This window comes from Sphingopyxis selenitireducens (genome assembly GCF_051550705.1).
GTDB lineage: Bacteria > Pseudomonadota > Alphaproteobacteria > Sphingomonadales > Sphingomonadaceae > Sphingopyxis.
In genome coordinates, this window is record NZ_JBPULG010000001.1 from 454304 (window position 1) to 475101 (window position 20798).

Genomic DNA, 20798 nt, shown 5'->3' on the forward strand with positions numbered 1-20798 from the left:
CGCCGGAAATCGCCTGAATTCGGGTCATATACGGCAATGGCACGCCGTCGGAGGGGCCCGATATCTATTGTCGGGGAAAAGAAATATTTTCCATTTTCAGATATTATTCTTCACCCTAAGCTGGTCCGGCGGACTGGCTATCTCAGAGCAAATAACAAAAGGCAGAGGCCGCGCCGTTCGTCGGCCAACCTCCGCCAGTAACATTTCCCTTCTGCGGCGCTGCCGCCCGTCTCAAGCGGCTTTGCGCAGGATCGCCCCCGATCCGGCGACGTGGTTGCCGATCCACGCCGCCGTCTCGAGGATATTCGAGCGTGCCGGGCTTAGAACTCCCCGGCCACACCGACCCGCACGGCGGTGTTTTTGCTGCCCGCATAAGAAACGCCGGCGGTGAAAGCCATCGGCGCCCCGGTGTCGAAGCGATGTGCGATCGACGCGCCGGCCGCCTGCTCGCCGCGGAAGGTCGCAAGGTTGAAGGTATAGCTGGTCTTACCTGGCTCCGAAGGCATCGGCGCGGCGGTTAGAGCCACTGCGGCGGCCGTACCGCGTTGCGCCTCGCGGCGATCGCGATCGGTGATCGCATAAAGGTCGCCGATCTGGGCGCTGTGCGTTGCGGCCAGCGCCTGCAGCGCCGGAAGGGCGGTCGACGTCATGGTCTCGAGCGACGTGATCCGGCCATTTTGGGTCGCATTGACCGTCTGCACAGTGGAAATCTGCGCGTCCTGTAACGTGTTGACATCCTCCACAGCCGCGATCCGCCCGTCCTGCACGGCATTCTGGGCCAAGGCCGCGCTGGCATCGGTCGCGGCGCCCGTGGCCGTGGCCTGCGCCGCCGCCGCCTCGGTCCGCGCGGTGTCTGCGGTCGTCTGGGCGGCGGCCGCGTTGGCGACAGCCGCGTCGGCGGTGGCCTGTGCGGCGGTGGCACTTCCAGCGCCGGCATTCGCCGCCGCCAGCGCCGAATTGGCGGTTGCCTGCGCCGCAGAGGCCTTCGCATCAACGACATCAAGCTGTGCCTTGTTCACGGCATCGGTCGCGCCCGTTCCGGCGGCGACGTTGACGACACGGCGTTCGCCGCCAACCAGCCCGACCGAAACGCTATTGGCCTGATTGGCCACAGACCCGTTGCCCAATGCGACGCTGTTCAACGCGGTGGCCCGGCTGCTTGCGCCAAATGCGCTGCTGTTATTCGCCGACGCCGTGGCGCCTATGCCATAAGCCGAGCTGAACCCCCCGGATGCCGTGGTGGAGGAGAAGGTGGTGGAATCATATCCCCCCATCGCGGTGCTCGAAATTCCGGACGCTTGGACGCCATTGCCGACCGCGGTGCTGGAATCCCCTGATGCCGCGCCATGGCCGAGCGCGGTGCCGAAAAACCCCGCCTTGCTCTGCCCACCGACGGAAACCCCGAAATTGGTCGCCTCTGCATTCAGTCCCAGCGCGACCCCGAATTCGCCGGTGACCTTGCTGTCCCGGCCGATGGCCACGCCGTCGGCATGGCTGACCGACGCGCTCTGGCCGATGGCAATGGCATTGCCGCCAAAAGCAACCGCGTCGGCGCCCGTACTGTTGACTTTCACATAAGGATTCGCTGCGGACGCGATGGCGCCTTTGAGCTGCCCCACCGTAGCCGCGTCGCTATCCGCACTGCCCGCCGCGACATTGGTGATCTGGCGAAGATTGAGCCGCGGCGTCAGCGTGGCATCTTCATAAGCGCCGCCGATGGAGAATTCGCCCGACGAAAATTGCGGAGCGGCCAGGCCATAAGCGGTGTAGCCGGCAACTGCGCCCCGGTCTGCATTGGAGTTGGCACCGATCGCTACGGAATTGCTCAGGGTCGTTTTGGCGCTACCGCCGAGGACCACCGCATCATCCGCTCCGGCGGACGCATTGCTGCCGAGCGCCGTGGCGTTTCGCGCGTTGGCCCTCGCCAGGAAACCGACGGCGGTGGCATCGGTTTGCGTGTCATTGCCGGCGCCAGCCTGGGAGAATGCGCCAATCGCCGTGCTTCGGTCGGAGAGGATCAGGCTGGTAGAGCCGATTGCGGTCGCATCGTCAGGTTCGATCCCCGGCTCGGACAAAGTACCGCCGACCCTTGCGTTTCCGCCGATCACAACTGTGCGATTGCCATCCGCCTGCGCCCGATAACCAATGGCGACGCTGGCGTCCGGCACATTGGGAAGACCGTCGGGATTGGGATTGAGTTTGGTCAAACCGACGATGTCGACGACGGCGCCCGTCCCCACGGCGGTTGCGCCATCGGCATAGGTCAGGGCACTGGAGCCCAGCGCTACGGAATTTTCGTTGTTCGCCCTGGCCCTGTAACCAACCGCGCTGCTGCCGTCCCCAAGCGCCTTGGCGTTGGAGCCGACCGCCGTCGCCTTCACCGCGACTTGCGTGCCGTCGTCGCTGGTCACGGTGGCGTCGACCCCGCATTCGGTGGAACTGGGCGCCAGCGGATCGCCGATATTGCATTCGGGGGTCGGATCGGCATGAGCAACGCCCGGTGCCAGCAAGGAAGCAGCAAGCGCCAAAGGCGCGGTTCTGGTCAGAAAATGCTTGGTCTTGATCATGTTCATGGCTCCAAAAATGGGAAGCGCCGCTTGCTTGGCACGGCTTGCTGTTCCCGCACGCTGACCCTGCGACGCGGTTAGCGCGGACGGCGAAGCCTCGCCCCACATGAGCATGTGGCCCCCACCTACCCATTCATGTGGGTTTACTGCGGGCGCCGCGCGGCTATCGTTCGCGAGACAAAAGGACTGGAGACGGTGATGGTGATACGCGTTGCGATTATCGAGGATGATCCGATCCTGGCCGGACGTTTCGCCGAAGCCGTCAACGCAGCGACCGGCATGATGGTCGTCAACACTGCGAACAGCGTGATCAGCGGCAGCGGCCTTGTCGATGCGGGCGGATATGACGTGCTGCTGTGCGACCTTGGCCTGCCTGACGGCGACGGCACCACGCTGATCGCCAAGGAGGCCGCCAAAGGGCGTGACACCGACATTTTGGTCATCACCCAGTTCGCCGATCAGCAAAAGGTTCTCGACAGCATTCGCGCCGGTGCCCGCGGCTATCTCCTCAAGGACCAGCGCATCGAATCCTGTGTCGAGGCGATCGTGGAAATCCGGCGCGGCGGCTCACCGATATCGCCCGTGATCGCCCGCCGTATCATGGAGCAGATGGTCGATGACCGTTCGCCCGCGCTGCCCCCGCCCATTTCGCCCCTGTCGGAACGCGAGACCGAGGTTCTGCATTTGCTGGCGCGGGGATTTTCCTATGCCGAATGCGGCGACATCCTGCACGTCTCGCTCAACACGATTGGGTTTCACGTGAAGAATATCTACCGTAAGCTTGAGGTGAACAGCAGGGCGGAGGCATTGTTTGAAGCTGGAAGTCAGGGCCTTATTGCGCGCAATTAAGGCGCTGTTCCTGTTGCTGTTGGTTTGGCCCGCGCTGGCGCTGGCCGAGCCCCCACTCAACAGCTTCGTCCGCGAAAGCAGTCATGGCGCGACGATTCTGCGCTTTACCGATGCCGATTATATGCGCACCGACAGTTCGAACCTGCCGACGAGCGAATGGGAGCGCGGTCCGGCGCGCAGGGGGTTCGCGTTCGAGAAGATGGGCGCGACCTCGACGACCAAAACGCTCTGGCTGCGACTGCGTTTCGATCGCCGGATATTGCCCCCCGGCCCGATCGCGCTCTACACCGAGAATAATTACGAACGCATCGCGGTCCTGCTCAACGGGCAGGAAATCTTCCGCAACTTCACCGAGGGCGACGATCGCGCGCTCGGCTGGTATCGCCCCGAGATCGTTCGCCTGCCCGCCCCGTTGCTTTCCGAGGGAACCAATCATTTACTGGTCAAAATCGAAAGCAATTACGATCTGGTCAGCGGCGATTATTACATCGGCCCCGCCGCCGCCCTCGATGCGCGGCATGAGCGAATTCATTTCTGGCGGATTACGGGCGTACAGGCCGCCAATCTGACGATGGTCGTACTCGCCGCGGCCGCGCTCTGGTTCTGGCTGCTTCGCCGGGGCGATACGGAGCTGCTTCTCCTCGCCATCCTCGGTTTGATGTGGTTCGCCCGCGACTACAACTTCACGGCCGTCCGGGCGCCCTTCAACATTATCGCGTTCAAGGCGATGACCTATTACGCCGTCTATCCGGCCATGTCGGCGAGCCTTGCCTTTTGCCTTGTCTATGTCCGCCTGCGACGGTGGAAGCTTCATAGTGCGATTCTGCTGACGGCGGGCGTACTTCTGTGTCTGATCCGGTTTGCGACGGTGGAGTGGGGCTGGACCGGCGCCTTTGGCACGGACTCGATCGGGAATTTGCTGGCCGTAGCCTGCGTTGCCTATACCGCCTTCCTGCTACTCATGCATTGGCGTCGGACCCGCGATGCGGGCGCCGCACTGATGACCGCGTGCCTGGCAGCGATCATCGCCGGCACGACCCATGACATCGGCAGGCAATGGGACAGCCGGCTTTGGGACGGTCTGGGATTTTTCTTGCAGCCTTATATCGGCAGCCTCTTCTGCCTCGTCCTGCTGCTGTCGTTCGGGAGGCGGGCCAACCTCGCCTTTGGACGGCTGGAAGGCATTAACGCCGAGCTCGAAACCAGGGTGGAGGATGCGCGCGCGGCCCTCGAGGAACGCGAAAGGGAAGTCCGCAAGCTGGAGGTTGCGCGGGCGATCGAAACCGAACGCGGCCGCATCATGCGCGAAATGCACGACGGAATAGGATCGAACCTCGTCGCCGCCCTGACCGTAGCCGAGCGCCAGAATCACCCGCCCGCATCGATCGCGACGTTGAAGCGCGCGCTTTCCGATCTGAAATTGACTGTCGATTCACTGGAACCCCTTGCAGGGGATGTCGTCGCGTTGCTGGGGAATTTTCGTCATCGGGCCGAGCCCGACCTGATCGAAGCAGGCATCAAGCTCCACTGGAACGTCGATAGTTGCGACAGAATAGAGTGGCTCGATGCGACCAATTCACTGCACCTGCTTCGCCTGTTTCAGGAGGCACTGGCGAACGTGATGGTGCATTCGGGCGCGACAAGAATCGATCTGGCGTGCGTCGAGGATAGCCGTGACACGGCATCCGGGGTGACCGTCTCCATAAAAGACAATGGATCCGGTTTCGACACCGGCCGCATCCTGTCCGGTGGTCAGGGACTCAGCGGAATGCGAAGCCGCGCCGAAGCGATAGGCGGCGCGTTTCTTTTATTCTCCGTTCCCGGCGAAGGAACCGCCATTTCGGTTTGGCTTCCCTACGTCAGGACGACCGGAATTCCTTGATCCGCACCTGCCGCGCTGGCCAAGTTGTCAGGCGGGTCCGCTGAGGCTCATACTGTCAAAGCGCCGCAATGGCGCCACAGCGCAACGGTCGGCCACACCGCCAAGCAGGAAACGACCGCCGGCACTTCCTGCGCCGATCAGCACGATCAATATGGATGGTGCACCCGGCGGGATTCGAACCCACGGCCCCCAGATTAGGAATCTGATGCTCTATCCTGCTGAGCTACGGGTGCGCCGGGGTCCGTGTAGCGGCTGTGCGCCGTCAGCGTCAATTGGCCAAGTCAGGCGGGACGATGGGGACCAGCAACGGCATTGCCGCGATACCGTCGTCGCGCAGCGCCTCGGCCTCTTCGGGCGAGGCCTGGCCATGAATCAGATCCTCGGCGGCGCGGCCTTCGTGCATCGCGCGCGCCGCATTGGCAAAATCGCGGCCGACCCAGCGCGACTGAGGCAGCATTTCGGCCTGTTTGGCCGCGATCTCGGCAATCAGCTTGCGCACCAGTTCAGGCGCAGGTCCGTCCACCTGCTGCTGCTCGCCAGCGGCCGGTTTCACGGACACGCTGACCTGCCGGTTCGACTTGGCGCCGATACGCGGGGCCATCACCGCTTTCCTGATCGCGCTATCACCGCAGATCGGGCAGGAAATCAGCTCGCGCGCCTGTTGGTCGGCGAAGCTGTCGCTGCTCGCGAACCAGGCTTCGAACCGGTGATCGCCGGCCGCACAGCAGAGATCGAACACGATCAAGGTCAGGCGGTCCCCAGCAACGGATCGAGCCCGCCGCGCGCATCCAGCGCCGCCAGATCGTCGCTGCCGCCGATATGCTTTCCATCGATAAATATCTGAGGCACCGTGCGGCCACCGCCCGCGCGTTCGACCATCGCGACGAAGCCCGCGCGATCCATCGTCACGTCAATCTCTTGATAATCGGCGCCCTTGCGGTCGAACAAAGCCTTTGCTCGCGTGCAATAGGGGCAGAGGAATTTGGTATAGATTTCGATCTTTGCCATACGGCTATCCTGTCATCCTTTCATCATCGATATCGGAATCCAACGACGCAAAGTCAAATATGTTGCTTGTCATCAGCGCATCCGGGACGACACGAGCCCAGGTCAGCGCCGATACGTGCGTCGCGCCGCCGCGCCGTAGCACGCGTGCTGCCGCACGCAAGGTCGCCCCGCTCGCATGGACATCGTCGATCAAGACCAGATGTCTGCCCGCCAACCGGGTTTTCGCTTCCGGTGCCAGCGCAAAGGCGCCCGCGACGATCCGCTCGCGTTCGCGGCGGCCCTTGCCGCGCAGCACGGCCGTCGCCTTGGTCCGCAGCAACAGATGATGGTCGTGCGGCACGCCGGTCGCCTGCGTCAGCGCATCCGCGACCAGCGCTGCCTGATTGAATCCCCGCGACCACAACCGCCAGCGATGCAGCGGCACCGGAGCCAGCAACATCGCCTCTGGCGCGCCCAGCGCGGACAGGTGCCGCGCCATCAGCTGTGCCATCAGGCGGGCATGACCGAGCCGGCGGCCATATTTGAACCGCAGCGCGACGGTCCGCGCCACGGGGCCATAGGCAACCGCCGCCGGTGCTCCATCGAAGGGCGGCGGACTGGCAAGACAGGCGCCGCACGCGATCGACCCGCCGGGCAAAGCGGTCGGTAGCGGGATAGAGCAGAGCGAACAGGCCGGGCCATCGAGAAAATACAGCGATGTCCAGCAGGTCAGACAGAATTGCCGGTCTTCGCCGACAATCACGCCGCACCCGGGACAACGCGGCGGCAGGGCATAATCGACGATCATGCGCGCCGCCTTGCGCAGGCCGCGCAACACCCCCTCACCAGCCTTCGCGGGCGTATCGATTTCGGCGTCCCCCGTTTGCGTCGCCATGACGGACTTGTGAAGCATCGCCGGGGGCGGCACAAGCGCCGCATGTCGCAGCCCCCGAACCAGCTCTTTTCCCCCGCCCGCACCCGCGCCCAGCGCGACCGTATGGCGCGCCTGCCCGCCACCGCCAATTTCCTCGCACCGATCATCGCCGAAACCTTGCTCGACCGGCTAACCATGGTGACCCGCGAATTTTCGCGCACCTTGCTGATCGGCGCACATGATGCGGCGCTGATCGGGCACCTGCGCGGAACCGGTACCGAACTGACAATTACGGAAACGGGCCCGCGCCACGCGGCGGCGCAGCAAGCCCTGACGGTCGAGGCCGATGCGATCGACCTGCCCTTCGCCAGCTTCGACCTCATCCTGTGGCCCGGCGGACTCGACAGCGTGAACGATGTCCCCGGCGCGCTCCTCCGCCTGCGCGCGCTACTCGCGCCCGACGGGCTGTTGCTCGGCGCCTTTGTCGGCGACGGCAGCCTGCCCCGGCTGCGCCGCGCGGTGATGGCCGACGGCGTGCGTTCGATCGCAAGAATGCATCCGCAGATCGACCTCGCCGCGATGGGAAACCTCCTCCAGCGAGTCGGCTTCGCGCTGCCCGTCGTCGATGTCGAGGCGCTGACCGTTCGCTATGCCGACGCCTTCGCGCTGATCCGCGACCTGCGCGCGGGCGGCCTGTCGAGCCGGCTGTCCCCGCCCCCCCCGCCGCTGACGCGCGAAGAGGCCGCGCGGATCGCCGCGGCCTTCGCGGCGGAATCCGACCCGGACGGCCGCATCGGCGAACAATATCGCCTTGTCCATTTCAGTGGCTGGGCGCCGCATCCCGACCAGCCGCAACCCGCACGGCGCGGCAGCGGCACCGCATCGCTCAGCGACGCGCTGAAGCCCAAAGCCTAGCCCCCAAAACCTAGACTAGCGCCTCCAGCAATCCGATCAGCGGCTTGTCTGCGGGCGGCATGGCAAGGCCATGGAGTTCGACCGGCCGCACCCAGCGCAGCGCGCTCGCATGCTGCGCCACCGGTGTCCCGCGCCATTTGCGGCACACATAGAGCAGCAGGAGCAAATGCCTGTCGCCCAGCGGTTCGCTGGCGAAACAGGCAGGGGCAAGACAGGCATGATCGACGTCGATGGCGAGTTCCTCTTCCAATTCGCGAATCAGCGCCTGTTCGGGGGTTTCGCCGGGTTCGAGCTTGCCGCCCGGAAATTCCCATAATCCGGCCATCGACAGGCCTTCGGGACGCTGCTGCACCAACAGGCGGCCGTCACGGTCCACCAGCGCCGCCGCAACCACAATAAGACAATTTTCCAACGATTTTCCCTGCATCGAAACCGACAAATTATTAACCCTCCTGTGCCACGACGGGCATGATCGGGAACTCTAGGACCAGAATCCCCGGATTGCACGGCTGAGGTTTCAGGCGATCGGGGCCAGACCGATCGAAGCCAGGCGAGCGCCGTGCGGTCCGGAGATGATGGTTCCGGTCAGAGCCAGGGGCGGGAACGATGAAGATATATGCCGAACTGATACGGTCGACCAGAGCCGCGACGGCGATCGAATATGGCCTGATTATCGCGCTGATTTTTCTCGCGTCCATGGTAGCGATAGCAGGCGTCGGCGACGAGACGGGCAAAATGTGGCGCCACGTGGGTTCGGAGATCGATGGCGCGATGTAGTGCCACAGGGTCGGCAATTATTCCGCCTTTCTGTTATCCTGGCGGATTAAGGATTTCAAAACCTATTCGACCTAGACCGGCGATGTTGACCACGACCAGACCGTCAACAGGGTAAGTGAATCGTCAGGAGACCAGACATGAAATTCTTCAAAAAATTTGTCCGTAACAACAAAGCCGCAACTGCGATCGAATATGGCCTGATCGCCGCTCTCATCGCTGTGGGTTTGATCAGCACGCTTGGGCTCGTTGGCGGTGAAGTCAACAACACCTTCAAGAAGGTTGAAACCGGCCTGAAGGCTACTCCGGCTCCGGCTCCCTAACGGGGCCTGCCTCGGCAGACCAAAAACAAGGGCGGTGGAGCAATCCACCGCCCTTTTCTTTTGTCGCGCGCGCCCCTTACCGGGCCGCGTAAACGACCAGTTTCACCTTCTGCCCGGGCGTCAGGCGGCTGCTGGCGGTCAACCGGTTGAGGACCTGAAACCGGTCGGCCTTGTAATTGCTGTACGCCATGCGCTGCGCAAGCGTCGCCACCGTATCGCCGCGACCCACCGTCACGACATCGATCCGCCGCGGCTTGATCGCCGCCGCCTCGGCCGTGCTCAGACGCCGGACGCTGTTGAACATCGAATTGAACACGCCCGCCCCGCCAGCTTTCGTCAACGCAACGAAGTGAAAGGCGCTGCTGCGCGAAAATTCATAGGCAAAGACGGTGACATCGACCTGTCCCGACTGGCTATTGGCCCGCGCCGTCGAATAATAAGCGGGAATGCCGTTCACCGTAGTGCGCTGCAAGCTGCTCGGGCTGATCGAGGTATTGCCGGCAACGCCCCTGAACACCGCCGAAACATAGGCATTCATATCCCCGCTATAAGGCCCGGTCGAAAATTGCGCCTGTCCGCCATTCCCGCTGACCGTCACTGCATCGGCGCCATTTTGCATGCCATAGCCGTTCGGCACCGCGAATTTCAGCTTCATGTCGGGGTGCAGAAACTCATTGCCCTCGACCACCCCCTGCACCGGGTCGTCGCCGTAGAGTATATTATCGACCGAAGCGAGAAAGGCATCGGCGTTGCGATTTCCGCCCGTCCCGCCCACCCGGGTCGCCAGCGTCTGGGCGTTGCGGACGCGCGACGCGGGGTCGGGGTGAGTGCTCGCCCATTCGGGCAGCGAACGCGCGTCGCCGCCCGCCAGGCGCGCTTCGAGGCTGGTCTGGTTGGCAAGGCTGGCGAGCATCGTCGACAGCGCCATCGGATCATAGCCCGCGCTGCGCAAATATTGGACGCCAAGCTGGTCGGCCTCCAATTCCTGCCCGCGCGAAAAGCCCAGCGTCGCCATCTGCGCGACCCGCATCGAATTATTCTGAAGCAAGCCGCCAAGCCCGCCAAGCAAACCGCCATTGTCGCCGATCGCGCCGCCCAGCACCGCGCCGAGTACACCCAAAATCTGGTTGCGCGTCGCCGCCGACTGGCGCTTTTTGCTGTGCCGCGCCGCGACATGCCCGACCTCATGCCCCAGCACGCCCGCGAGTTCGGCTTCGTCGTTCATCAACGCCATTAACTGGCGAGTGACGTAAACATAGCCGCCGGGGATCGCGAAGGCGTTGTTCACCGGCGAATTGAGCAGGGTGACGGTGAAGTCGCTGGGCGAGCGCGACAGGCCCGACTGGACGGCAATATTCTGTCCGATGCGATTGACGTAGCTCGCCTGCGGCCCGCTATATGCGCCGCCGAATTCGGCCATCAACTGCGGATGCGCCTCGCTCCCCTGCTTGCGGTCGCTGGCCGAGATATTCGTCGCGGTCTGGATCGCCTTGAGCTGGGCATCGGCCACGCCGCCAAAGGCCAAGCTTCCCAGCGCAGCCGATGCGACAAGCGTCATCGCTAGGCTTTTTCTCGTTTTGCGGGTCATCAAAGCGCCTCCCTCATGCGTGTCTGTCAGGGAGTATCCCCGATTCACCGCAAGGCAAGCTGCGGATGAAGCGGACATCCCGTCTTTTCCGGCAATTAACGCAAAGGCTGTGGATCGGGTTCCAGCGAAGCGCCGGGTCAAGCCCGGCCCATGGCGAGGAATTTTTCCTCACGCGCGGCGAGCAACGTGTCGCGCGGCAGGCCCGACAGCGCGTCGAGTTCGGCCGCGATCGCATCGCCGAGCGAGGCGATCGCCAAATCGGGCGCGCGGTGGGCGCCGCCGACCGGTTCGGGAATAATCCGATCGATCACCTTCAACGCCAGCAAATCCTCGGCCGCCATCTTCATCGCGGCGGCAGCATCGGCCGCCTTGTCCGACGTGCGCCACAGGATCGACGCGCAGCCTTCGGGCGAAATCACCGAGTAAACCGCATGTTCGAACATCAGCACGCGGTTCGCGGCCGCGAGCGCGATCGCTCCGCCCGATCCGCCTTCGCCGACGACCGCAGCGATCATCGGCACGCCCAGCGCCAGGCATTGTTCGGTCGAGCGGGCAATCGCTTCGGCCTGCCCGCGTTCCTCTGCCTGAATGCCCGGAAAGGCGCCCGACGTATCGACGAGCGTCACCACCGGCAGGCCGAAGCGATCGGCAAGCTGCATCAGGCGGATCGCCTTGCGATAGCCCTCGGGCTTCGCCATTCCGAAATTATGCTTCATGCGCGACGGAATATCGTCGCCCTTTTCATGGCCGATCACCATCACGCGGCGGCCGCGAAAACGCGCAAGCCCGCCCATGATCGCCTGATCGTCGCCGAAGTTGCGGTCGCCGGCAAGCGGCATCCAGTCGTCGAACAATCCCCCGACATAATGTTTGAAATGCGGGCGATCGGGGTGGCGCGCGACCTGCGTCTTTTGCCACGGCGTCAGCTTTGTATAGATGTCGCGCAGCATTTTGGCCGATTTGGCCTCCAGCCGTGCGATGTCATTGTCGATGTTGAGCGTCGGATCGTCGCCCATCTCGCGCAATTCGGCGATCTGGCGGTCGAGCGCCGCGACGGGTTTTTCAAAATCGAGAAAGGCTGTCATCGTCGGACCGCTAAGCCGATGGCGCCGCAACGTCAACGTCTGGCGGCGCGTCATGCCCGCTTGCCATGCGCGCAAGCGGATGCCGCCGGTTCACCAGTTCGACCAGTCGGCGGCTGTCGACATGGGTATAAATTTCGGTCGTCGCGATGTCGGCATGGCCCAGCATCAGCTGCAAGGCGCGCAAATCTGCGCCGCCTTCCAGCAAGTGGGTGGCAAAGGCGTGGCGCAGCACATGCGGGCTGACCCCCGCCGGGTCCAGCCCGGCGCGCGCGGCCAATTCACGCAGCATCTGGAACAATCGTACCCGCGACAAATGCGCCTTGCCCGAAGGGAACAGCCACAGCGCCCCATCGGCGACCAGCGGCAGCCAGCGATCGAGCGCCGCGCCCGACCGTTCCGACAGCGGTACCAGTCGCTCCTTGTCGCCCTTTCCCCGCACGATCAGATATTCACGCCCGCCCGCAATCGCCCGGCGCGGAAGCGACACCAGCTCACTCGCGCGCAGCCCGGACCCATAGAGCAGCTCGAGGAGCAACAACATGCGGACCGCCGCTGCGGGCGGCGCCTCACCTTCAGCCTCCTCGCCCGCCTGCGCGAACAGCCGGTTCACATCGTCGTGCGTCAGGATACGCGGCAGCGGGCGCCGCGTCGTCGGCCGCGCGATATCGAGCGCCGGATTGTCGGCGCGTTCGCCCTCATCGTACAGAAAAGCGAAAAACTGGCGCAGCGCCGACAATTTGCGCGCCGCGCTGCTCGCCGCCAGAACATGGTAATCGGCCATCAGCTTGCGCAGACCCGCCGCATCGACGTCGACCAGCGCCCCTCTGGTCCATTCGGCCGCCTGTTCGAGGTCGCGGCGATAGGCCGCCAGCGTGTTACGCGATGCACCGCGCTCGGCCGCCATCATCTCGAGAAAGCGCTCGATTAAAACTCTGTCAGACATCATAGATGCCTGACATCACGCCCAACTCAGACACGCACCAGCGCTTCGGCCGCGATCATCCGCGCTTCGTCCGCCAGCCCGACCTCGCGCAACGCGCGGACGATATAATAGAGATGATAGGGCGGCATTTTCGACCAGTCGCCCTGCATCCCCGCGGCCGCGATCAATGCCACCATCCCCGGTTCGCGCCGCTCGGCCGCGGACATGATTGCACGCGACCAGCGCGTCTGCTTGCCCAGATCGATATCCAGATCGTTCGCCGCCGACGCTGTATCGCTGGCGTTGATCCGGCCAAGCCCGGCAAGCCCCGCCAGCAGGAATTTCGAGCGCAGATAGTCCGCGCTGTCATCATTTCCCGAAAAATCGCCGATCCGGCCCGCCGACGTGCCATTGAGCGGCCGCGGCGATCCGACCGCAAGCACACCCCAAGCGCGGCTACCGACCGAAACCTTTGGCACCCACGCCATCGCGTTGCGATCATAGCCGCCCGCCAGCATCGATCCGACAAGCTGCCACGGATCGTCGCCGACCTCGGTGCTGGTCGGCAGCGCCGCCGCCGCGCGCGCGGTTGCGACCAGCGCAGCATAGCTTTGCGCCGGGCTCGCGGCCCACAGGCTTTCCATCGCGGCATAGCGATCGGCGCCGCCCGGTGCGCCAAAGGCACTACGCAACTGGCTCGTCTGATTGGCGAGCGCGTCGCCCGGCTCTTCCTCGCTCGCCGCCGCGCTCAGCAACGAGACATAGGCTTCGCTCGACAACACCCCGCGCGCCGCAGCGTCGGGCGCAGCCGCCACGCGGTTCGCCATCTCGGTCATCGGCGCAAGCACCGTCCAGCCCTGCATATAGGCGGGCGCCGACGCCCGCAGCGGATCGGGAATCGGAATCGCCGTCGCCGTCGCCATACCGAAACGCCAGCTGGTCAGCCGGTCGACCTTGTCCCACTCGATCGTCGTCGAGCGCCGTCCGGCCCCCGTCGCGCCGAGCACGCGTTCCGCCAGCAATATGTCGAAATTCGATATCTTTCCGCTCGACCGGACGCGGCCGATCGCCCAGCCCGCCGGTCCGGCGTCGCCCTGCAGCCCCGAACAAATAGCGGCAGACAGCCGCCACGCCTGCTGGTCGCCATGGGCAAGGCCCGCGGGGACATAGGGGCAGAGGCCCGCCGGATCGGCATTGGCGAGATAGGTTTGCTGTGCAACCGACACCAGCCGCGGGCTCGCGCGGTCATAATCGACCGACTGCACAATCCAGCGCGCGGCGATCGATTCGCCCATACGCAGCAGCAACGCCGCGCGATCGGCGGCAAGATCGGCGCCATTGATCGTGGCGGGTGTGTCGATCGCCGAGGTCAGCGACCGGCGAAGCAGAATCTGCCCCCAGCGCGACGCCATCGTCCCGCGCGTGCCGCGCATTATCGCGGCGGCATATTGCCCCCGCACGCCAAAGGCGTCGGGCGCAAGCCCGCCCGTTTCGGGGGTCAGCGGACCGATGCGCGTCAGCAATCGCCGCGCGCCCGGCGGCAGATCATATTTCAGCGTACCGGGCGCAACCTCTTCGCCCTCTGCACCCTCTTCACCGGTTGCTGCAGCAGTCACCGGCGCGGCGCCCGCCCCCGTGCTGCCGACCGTCGGCGTTACCGTCGGCGCAGGGCTTCCCGCCTTCGGCGTCGATGTCGGCGCCGGGGTCGCCGAGGGCGTCGGCGAAGGACGCGGCGCGGGCGCCGGCGTGTCCGCCGGCTTGCCAAAGCCCTCCGGCAACAGCGATTCCTGGGCGAGCGCGGGTAACACCAGCGCGGCGGCAAGCGCGGCGCCCGACAGGCCGAGGCTCAGCGAGACAATTTTTTTCTTCATCGCGGAGCGCTTTCGGCAATCTTGTCGGTCACATCAACCTCAATCATTCGCGGCGCGATCGGCCGACCCATGTAGAACAGCAGCAGCCAGAAGGCGGCCAGCAACAGTGCCAGCACGATCGACCGTGCAATCCAGCGACCTTTTCCCGATCGGTTCTTCGCGTGCAATATCCCATGCCCACAGCTCATCCGGTTCCCGCCACGAAGCAAAAACATTGTCCCGCGCGGTTCGGGCGGTATAGCCGCGCACACCATGACGCGAAACCCGAAAAGCCCTGCATCAGCGATCCCGCCGTCGATCCGGCAGCGGCCGATCGTACTCGTCGGGCTGATGGGGTCGGGAAAATCGACAATCGGACGCCGGCTGGCGGCACGGCTGGGCATGGCTTTTGCCGATGCCGATGACGAGATCGAACATGCGGCAGGGATGACGATTTCGGAAATGTTCGCCAAATTCGGCGAAGCGCATTTCCGCGACGGCGAACGCCGCGTGATAGCCCGCATCCTCGAAGGAAAGCCGCTGGTGCTGGCGACCGGCGGCGGCGCCTTCGTCAACGACGAAACCCGCGCGCTGATTCTCAAACGCAGCCTCTGCATCTGGCTCGATGCCGACATTCCGACGCTGGTCGAACGCGTCGGACGCCGCAGCCACCGCCCGCTGCTCAAGGACCGCGACCCCGCCGAAGTGCTCCGCGAACTCGCGGCGGTCCGCAATCCCATTTATGCCGAGGCGCATCTGCGCGTCAGTTCGGCAAGTACGCCGCACGAACACACGGTGCAGGCGATATTGGAGGCTCTCGCAACATGCAAAATGTGACCGTCGATCTGGGTGCGCGCAGCTATCCGATCCTGATCGGCGACGGCCTGATCGCCCAAATCGGCGCGCATGTTGCACCGCTGCTGCGCCGCCCGCGCACGATGGTTGTCACCGACAGCCATGTCGCGCCGCATTATCTGACCACCGTCGAAACTTCGCTGACCGCGGCCGGGATCAGCGTCTCCTCGCTCGTCCTCGATCCCGGCGAGGGCAGCAAAAGCTGGGCGGGCCTCGCGCGCCTGACCGAATGGCTGATCGGCGAAGGCGTCGAACGCAGCGATCATGTTATCGCGCTCGGCGGCGGCGTGATCGGCGACCTCGTCGGTTTCGCGTGCAGCATCGTCAAGCGCGGCTGTGCCTTCGTCCAGGTTCCGACCACCTTGCTTGCGCAGGTCGACAGCAGCGTCGGCGGCAAGACCGCGATCAATGTCCCCGCGGGCAAGAATCTGATCGGCGCCTTTCACCAGCCCGCTCTCGTGCTGATCGACCCGGAAACGCTGACCACCCTGCCCCGCCGCGAACTCGCCGCCGGCTATGCCGAAGTGGTCAAATATGGGCTGATCGACGATGCGGAGTTTTTCGCCTGGTGCGAGGAACATGGCGCCGCGCTGCTCGAAGGCGACAGCAAGGCACGCCACCGGGCCATCGCGCATAGCGTATCGGCCAAGGCGCGGATCGTCGCAGCCGACGAACGCGAGACGCAGGATGTCCGTGCGCTGCTCAACCTCGGCCACAGCTTCGGCCACGCGCTCGAGGCCGATACCGGCTATTCGGACAAATTGCTCCATGGGGAGGCGGTCGCGGCAGGGATGGCGCTCGCGCACCGCTTTTCGGCCGCGAACGGCCTGTGCTTGGCCGCCGACGCCGACCGCGTTGCGGCGCATCTCGCCGCCGTCGGCCTGCCGCACGATCTCGCCAGCGCCGGGGTCGATGCCGATGGCGCAACGCTCGCGGCGCATATGGCGCATGACAAGAAGGTGCGCGGCGGCAAGCTGCCGCTGATCCTGACGCGCGGGATCGGCCAGTCGTTCGTCACCGACGAATATGGGCTCGATGTCGTCGCCGCCTTTCTTGACGGCGAAAGGTCAGCCCGCGGCTGACTGGCCAGCGCGTTCGGCTTCCTCTTCCTTCGCGGCCTTGGCCGCAAGGCGCCGCTGACGCAATATTTCAAGGACGCTCGCCGCTTCGCGCCCGCCACCGGGTTTGAACCGGTGGTCCATGCCCGCCGACAGGTCGCCATCGACCATCTGCGCATCCAGTCGCGTCCGATCCATATGACGTAGCGCGGTCTCGACATCCTCCATTTCGCGCGGATCGACATCCAGCTGCTCCAGCGCCATCAGCCCCAGCGCGATCGAGCTTTCATATACTTCGCGCACCGCGCCGCTCGCCCCCGCCCCGTCGATCGCCATCAGCTGGCGGCGGTCGAAGACGCGCATCAGCACCTTCGCCTGTGGAAAGGCATCGACCACCGGCTTGAGCGTCGCCGCATCGACCGAAGCGTCATCGATGCAGAAAATGATCAACCGCGCCTCGTCGGCACCCGCGCGCCGCAGCAGATCGACGCGCAGGCCGTCGCCGAAATAGACTTTGGTATCAAAACGCCCCGACCGTTCGATCTGGGCCGCTTTTTTGTCGATCAACGTCACCGAGCACGCGACTCCGTGCAGCATCTGCGCGACCGTCTGCCCAAAACGGCCATAGCCGATCACGATCGCCGAGCCGCGCGGCGCATCGGCGGGATCTTCGAGTTCGGGGCCGTCGCGGTCGGGCGCAAATTCCAGATTGCGCGCGAACAGCATCAGGAAGGGCGTCGTCACCATCGACAGTGTAACGACGGCACTGAACAGGCTCGCTGCTTCGGGTTCAATCAGCAACGCCTCCGAGGCCTGGGTGAAGAGCAGAAAGCCGAATTCGCCGCCCTGGCTGAGCAGCAGGCCAAGCCCAAGCGCCGCCTTCCACGTCTGGCCGAACAGGCGCACGATCACGGTGAGCACCGAAAGCTTCACCGCAACCAGACCGATCGCCAGCCCGACGACGAGCAGCGGGCGTTCCATCACAGCGCCGATATCGAGCACCATGCCGACCGCGAGGAAGAAGAGGCCGAGCAGGATCAGGCGGAAGGGTTCGACATCGGCCTCAATCTCGTGCCGGTACGGCGAATCGGCGAGCATCACGCCCGCAATGAACGCACCGAGCGCGGGCGACAGGTGCAGGCTGTGCATCAGCGCCGCGCTGGCCAGCACGGTGAGCAGGCCGACGACGACGAACAATTCGCGCTCGCCATAACGCCCCACGATGCGAAGCAGCGGGTTGAGGATGAAGCGCCCCGCCAGCACCAGCCCGACAATCGCCAGCACTGTATAAAGCGCCATCATCGCGCCCGGCGGCGCCGACGGGTCGGCGGGCGCGCGCGACAATGCCGCGACGATCGTGATCATCGGAACGATCGCGAGATCCTGAAATAGCAGGATCGAAAAGGCTTTTTCGCCAAAAGGCGAATTGATCCGGCCCGAACTTTTGAGGCCGGGCAACACCTGCGCCGTCGACGACAGCGCAAGCGGCAACCCAAGCGCGAGCGACGCCTGCCAGCTGAAGCCCAGCGTCAGAAAGATCAGCCCGGTCAGAATCACGCCCGTCACCACGACCTGTGCGAGCCCCAAACCGAAAATCGCGCGCCGCAATTGCCACAAGCGCCGCGGATGCAGTTCAAGCCCGACGAGGAAGAGCAGAAAGGCGATGCCGATCTCGGCAAAGGCCAGCTTCGATTCGCCGCCCCCGACCAGCCCCAGCCCATGCGGGCCGACGAGCGCACCCGCGACCAGATAACCAAGCACCGCACCGAGCCCGAGGCGGCGGAAAATCAGCACGAACAGCGTCGCGACCCCCAGCAGGATCGCACCTTCGATCAGTTGTGCGTCGGCAGCATTCTCGGCCGCGACCTCCACGGCGGCGGACGCAAGGCCGAGCATCGTCATGCGCCGACCGCCTGCTCCTCAAGCGCCTGGATCGCCGCGTCGAAGGGCAGCAGGATCGCGCCGTGCCGCGCCGGATAATCGCGTGCCGGGGCGAGCAGTTCGAAACCCGGCCAGTCTGGCGGCGCGCTATCCGATCCGCCGAACCACGCCGCGATCGCATCGCGTGCGCTGCGCAATTCGGTAAGGTCGCGTCCCGGCGCATGCCGCGCGAGCAGGGTCGCCGCCGCCTGCCCCAGCGCGCACGCCTCGACATGCATCCCCACCGTCGTCACGCGCCCGGCGGGGTCGGTATCAAGGTCCAGAAGGATCGCGCTGCCGCACAATGGTGCGCGTGCGCTTACGCGATAGCGCGCGTCCGGGTTCGGCAGATGCTCGGCCGCCGCAACCGCCAGCGACAGGATATCGCGATTGTAGAGCGGCGCGCTCATTGCCCGTTCGTGTCCTGCCGCGCCGCCTCGGCCTCGGCCGCGCGGGCCTCGGCGCGGCGATCGGCAATCACCTTGCTCATCGCCTGGCTGGTGGCGCTCAGCGCCGGATAACTGCGGCTGTCGGTCAGCCAGGCCGGGCGCTGCGCATTGCCATAGCCGATATCGTAAAGCAGCGTCGCGATCATGAAGCCGATGGTTGCAACGATCAGCCCCTTCACCGCACCAAAACCGGCGCCGAGCCCACGATCGAAACCGCCGACGATCGACGCGCGGCTGCGCTGCCCCATCGCGCGCCCGCCCCATTTGGTGAGGACGAATACCCCGCCGAACAACAACACGAACGCCAGCATCGCCGCGCCGCCCTCGGTCCCGACCCAGCCGCTGACGAAATCCGTCACGACAGGGTGAAAAAAGCGTACCGCCGCGATCGCAAGTATCCAGGCGAGAAGGCTCGTCACCTCCTGCACCAGCCCGCGCATAAAGCCGAGCACCGCAAAGCCGCCGACCAGCGTCAGCACCGCAATATCCAATGATGTCAGACTTCCCATTTGCCGTGCGCTAATCGCGCCCAAGCATCAGGTCAACGAGTTCGCCAAGCCGGCCGAAACCGGAGACGCTGATTCCCTTGACAGCCTTCATCCCCTTCGGTCCCCAGCCGGTTGAAAAACCAAGCTTTGCCGCTTCGCGCAGGCGCAGCGCGTCGTGCGAAACCTGACGCACTTCGCCCGACAGCGACAATTCGCCAAAGACGATCGCGTCGGCGGGCACCGGCCGTTCGGTGAATGCGGAGATCAGCGCCGCTGCCACGGCGAGGTCGGCGGCTGGGTCGGTCAACCGGTAACCGCCCGCGATATTCAGATAGACTTCGGCGGCTCCCATCTGCAGTCCGCAGCGCGCTTCGAGCACCGCCAGCACCATCGCCAGCCGTCCGCTGTCCCAGCCGACCACGGCCCGGCGCGGCGTTGCGCCGCTTGCCAGCCGCACCGTCAGCGCCTGCACCTCCACCAGCACCGGACGCGTGCCTTCGAGCGCCGGAAACACCACCGATCCCGGGACATCGCGGCTGCGATCGGTCAGGAACAGGCTCGACGGATTCGAAACCTCGCCCAAACCCTCTTCGCCCATCGCAAAAACGCCAATCTCGTCGGTGCCGCCAAAGCGGTTCTTCACTGCGCGCAAAATGCGATATTGATGGCTGCGCTCACCTTCGAACGCCAGCACCGTATCGACCATATGTTCGAGCACGCGGGGCCCCGCGATCGTCCCGTCCTTCGTCACATGACCGACCAGCACGATGGCCGCACCGCCATCCTTGGCATAACGGATCAGTTCCTGCGCGCTCGCGCGCACCTGGCTCACCGTGCCGGGCGCGCTGTCGATCAGATCGCTGTGCATCGTCTGGATCGAATCGATCACGACGAAATCCGCCGACTGCCGATCGAGCGTGGCAAGAATATCGCGAACCGACGTCGCGCTCGCCAGCGCGACCGGCGCATTGCCGAGCCCCAGCCGCTGCGCGCGAAGCCGCACCTGCGCCGCAGCTTCCTCGCCGCTGATATAAACGACCGACTTGCCCGCCTTTGCGAGCCGGCCCGCCGCCTGCAACAGCAAAGTCGATTTGCCGATGCCGGGATCGCCGCCAATCAAGGTCGCCGACCCCGCGACGAAGCCGCCACCCAGCGCCCGGTCGAATTCGGCGATACCGCACAGCATGCGCTCGGGCATTTTGCTTTCGGCGTCGAGCGTTTCGAGCGTCAGCGTGCGCCCGCCCTTGCTCAGGTCATGCTTCGCCGAAAAAACGGTCTCGCCCGCCTCCTCGACCAACGTGTTCCATTCGCCGCAATCGGCGCACTGCCCCTGCCAGCGATAGGTTGCGGACCCGCAATTCTGACAGACATATTGACGTTTCGCTTTGGCCATGGCGCTTCGCTTAACTGGA

At 64.9% G+C, this 20798-nt stretch carries 21 protein-coding genes and 1 tRNA gene; 7 read left to right on the plus strand and 15 right to left on the minus strand.

What is annotated here, in order from left to right; all coding sequences use genetic code 11:
• Positions 1 to 320 precede the first annotated feature (320 nt).
• Entirely contained in the window at positions 321 to 2567 is a 2247-nt protein-coding gene (locus tag ACSYDV_RS01990) for a YadA family autotransporter adhesin (RefSeq protein WP_438322064.1), read from the minus strand.
• A 198-nt stretch (positions 2568 to 2765) separates the two neighbouring features.
• Here ACSYDV_RS01990 and ACSYDV_RS01995 point away from each other — a divergent pair, with 198 nt between their 5' ends.
• Complete coding sequence (locus ACSYDV_RS01995) at positions 2766 to 3416, plus strand: response regulator (protein ID WP_438322065.1); 651 nt, start codon at positions 2766 to 2768, stop codon at positions 3414 to 3416.
• Positions 3403 to 5298, plus strand: coding sequence for a sensor histidine kinase (locus ACSYDV_RS02000; RefSeq protein ID WP_438322066.1), 1896 nt, complete (start codon positions 3403 to 3405; stop codon positions 5296 to 5298). The genes ACSYDV_RS01995 and ACSYDV_RS02000 overlap by 14 nt, the downstream gene beginning before the upstream one ends.
• A 156-nt stretch (positions 5299 to 5454) precedes the next feature.
• On the opposite strand, the gene ACSYDV_RS02005 is transcribed toward ACSYDV_RS02000, so the two are convergent.
• The 4 genes from ACSYDV_RS02005 to ACSYDV_RS02020 form a co-directional block, all read right to left on the minus strand.
• Positions 5455 to 5531 (minus strand) — tRNA-Arg (locus tag ACSYDV_RS02005).
• 35 nt (positions 5532 to 5566) lie between these two features.
• Positions 5567 to 6037, minus strand: a complete 471-nt coding sequence (locus tag ACSYDV_RS02010; RefSeq protein WP_438322821.1) for a DUF1178 family protein — start codon at positions 6035 to 6037, stop codon at positions 5567 to 5569.
• 8 nt (positions 6038 to 6045) lie between these two features.
• Positions 6046 to 6306, minus strand: coding sequence for a glutaredoxin 3 (gene grxC / locus ACSYDV_RS02015; protein ID WP_438322067.1), 261 nt, complete (start codon positions 6304 to 6306; stop codon positions 6046 to 6048).
• Between the two features lie 4 nt (positions 6307 to 6310).
• Positions 6311 to 7093: a double zinc ribbon domain-containing protein gene (locus tag ACSYDV_RS02020; protein WP_438322822.1), complete on the minus strand. Its 783-nt coding sequence runs from the start codon at positions 7091 to 7093 to the stop codon at positions 6311 to 6313.
• Positions 7094 to 7222: 129 nt separating this feature from the next.
• Between ACSYDV_RS02020 and ACSYDV_RS02025 the strand changes: the two genes are divergently transcribed.
• Positions 7223 to 8074, plus strand: coding sequence for a methyltransferase domain-containing protein (locus tag ACSYDV_RS02025; RefSeq protein ID WP_438322068.1), 852 nt, complete (start codon positions 7223 to 7225; stop codon positions 8072 to 8074).
• 10 nt (positions 8075 to 8084) lie between these two features.
• Here the strand turns inward: ACSYDV_RS02025 and ACSYDV_RS02030 are convergent, their stop codons facing one another.
• Positions 8085 to 8486 carry a (deoxy)nucleoside triphosphate pyrophosphohydrolase gene (locus ACSYDV_RS02030; RefSeq protein ID WP_438322069.1) on the minus strand — a complete coding sequence of 134 codons (402 nt, stop codon included), beginning with the start codon at positions 8484 to 8486 and terminating at the stop codon, positions 8085 to 8087.
• Between the two features lie 194 nt (positions 8487 to 8680).
• Between ACSYDV_RS02030 and ACSYDV_RS02035 the strand changes: the two genes are divergently transcribed.
• Both ACSYDV_RS02035 and ACSYDV_RS02040 read left to right on the plus strand, forming a co-directional pair.
• Positions 8681 to 8851 carry a Flp family type IVb pilin gene (locus tag ACSYDV_RS02035; RefSeq protein WP_438322070.1) on the plus strand — a complete coding sequence of 57 codons (171 nt, stop codon included), beginning with the start codon at positions 8681 to 8683 and terminating at the stop codon, positions 8849 to 8851.
• Between the two features lie 137 nt (positions 8852 to 8988).
• Positions 8989 to 9171, plus strand: coding sequence for a Flp family type IVb pilin (locus ACSYDV_RS02040; RefSeq protein WP_438322071.1), 183 nt, complete (start codon positions 8989 to 8991; stop codon positions 9169 to 9171).
• A 76-nt stretch (positions 9172 to 9247) separates the two neighbouring features.
• Here ACSYDV_RS02040 and ACSYDV_RS02045 read toward each other — a convergent pair whose 3' ends face one another.
• From ACSYDV_RS02045 to ACSYDV_RS02065, 5 genes are all read right to left on the minus strand, one after another.
• Positions 9248 to 10759 carry a M48 family metalloprotease gene (locus ACSYDV_RS02045; protein WP_438322072.1) on the minus strand — a complete coding sequence of 504 codons (1512 nt, stop codon included), beginning with the start codon at positions 10757 to 10759 and terminating at the stop codon, positions 9248 to 9250.
• A gap of 137 nt (positions 10760 to 10896) precedes the next feature.
• Positions 10897 to 11844 carry an acetyl-CoA carboxylase carboxyltransferase subunit alpha gene (locus ACSYDV_RS02050; RefSeq protein ID WP_438322823.1) on the minus strand — a complete coding sequence of 316 codons (948 nt, stop codon included), beginning with the start codon at positions 11842 to 11844 and terminating at the stop codon, positions 10897 to 10899.
• A 10-nt stretch (positions 11845 to 11854) separates the two neighbouring features.
• Entirely contained in the window at positions 11855 to 12790 is a 936-nt protein-coding gene (locus ACSYDV_RS02055) for a tyrosine recombinase (protein WP_438322073.1), read from the minus strand.
• 23 nt (positions 12791 to 12813) lie between these two features.
• Entirely contained in the window at positions 12814 to 14637 is a 1824-nt protein-coding gene (locus ACSYDV_RS02060; protein ID WP_438322074.1) for a hypothetical protein, read from the minus strand.
• A complete protein-coding gene (locus ACSYDV_RS02065; protein ID WP_438322075.1) occupies positions 14634 to 14825 on the minus strand; it encodes a hypothetical protein in 192 nt (63 codons plus the stop codon). The genes ACSYDV_RS02060 and ACSYDV_RS02065 overlap by 4 nt, the downstream gene beginning before the upstream one ends.
• Before the next feature lie 64 nt (positions 14826 to 14889).
• Here ACSYDV_RS02065 and ACSYDV_RS02070 point away from each other — a divergent pair, with 64 nt between their 5' ends.
• Complete coding sequence (locus tag ACSYDV_RS02070) at positions 14890 to 15453, plus strand: shikimate kinase (protein WP_438322076.1); 564 nt, start codon at positions 14890 to 14892, stop codon at positions 15451 to 15453.
• Positions 15441 to 16553 (plus strand): 3-dehydroquinate synthase, encoded by a 1113-nt coding sequence (gene aroB / locus ACSYDV_RS02075; RefSeq protein WP_438322077.1) that lies wholly within the window; start codon positions 15441 to 15443, stop codon positions 16551 to 16553. Before ACSYDV_RS02070 ends, aroB begins: the two co-directional genes overlap by 13 nt.
• Here the strand turns inward: aroB and ACSYDV_RS02080 are convergent.
• Genes ACSYDV_RS02080 through radA form a run of 4 tightly spaced genes read right to left on the minus strand, consistent with a single transcriptional unit; the run spans position 16539 to position 20779 of the window.
• On the minus strand, positions 16539 to 18425 hold the full coding sequence (locus ACSYDV_RS02080; protein ID WP_438322824.1) for a cation:proton antiporter domain-containing protein: 1887 nt from the start codon (positions 18423 to 18425) through the stop codon (positions 16539 to 16541). The genes aroB and ACSYDV_RS02080 overlap by 15 nt on opposite strands.
• A gap of 2 nt (positions 18426 to 18427) precedes the next feature.
• Positions 18428 to 18859 carry an iron-sulfur cluster assembly scaffold protein gene (locus ACSYDV_RS02085; RefSeq protein WP_438322078.1) on the minus strand — a complete coding sequence of 144 codons (432 nt, stop codon included), beginning with the start codon at positions 18857 to 18859 and terminating at the stop codon, positions 18428 to 18430.
• Positions 18856 to 19407 carry a CvpA family protein gene (locus ACSYDV_RS02090; protein ID WP_438322079.1) on the minus strand — a complete coding sequence of 184 codons (552 nt, stop codon included), beginning with the start codon at positions 19405 to 19407 and terminating at the stop codon, positions 18856 to 18858. The genes ACSYDV_RS02085 and ACSYDV_RS02090 overlap by 4 nt, the downstream gene beginning before the upstream one ends.
• Positions 19408 to 19417: 10 nt before the next feature.
• Entirely contained in the window at positions 19418 to 20779 is a 1362-nt protein-coding gene (gene radA, locus ACSYDV_RS02095; RefSeq protein WP_438322080.1) for a DNA repair protein RadA, read from the minus strand.
• Between the last annotated feature and the right edge of the window lie 19 nt (positions 20780 to 20798).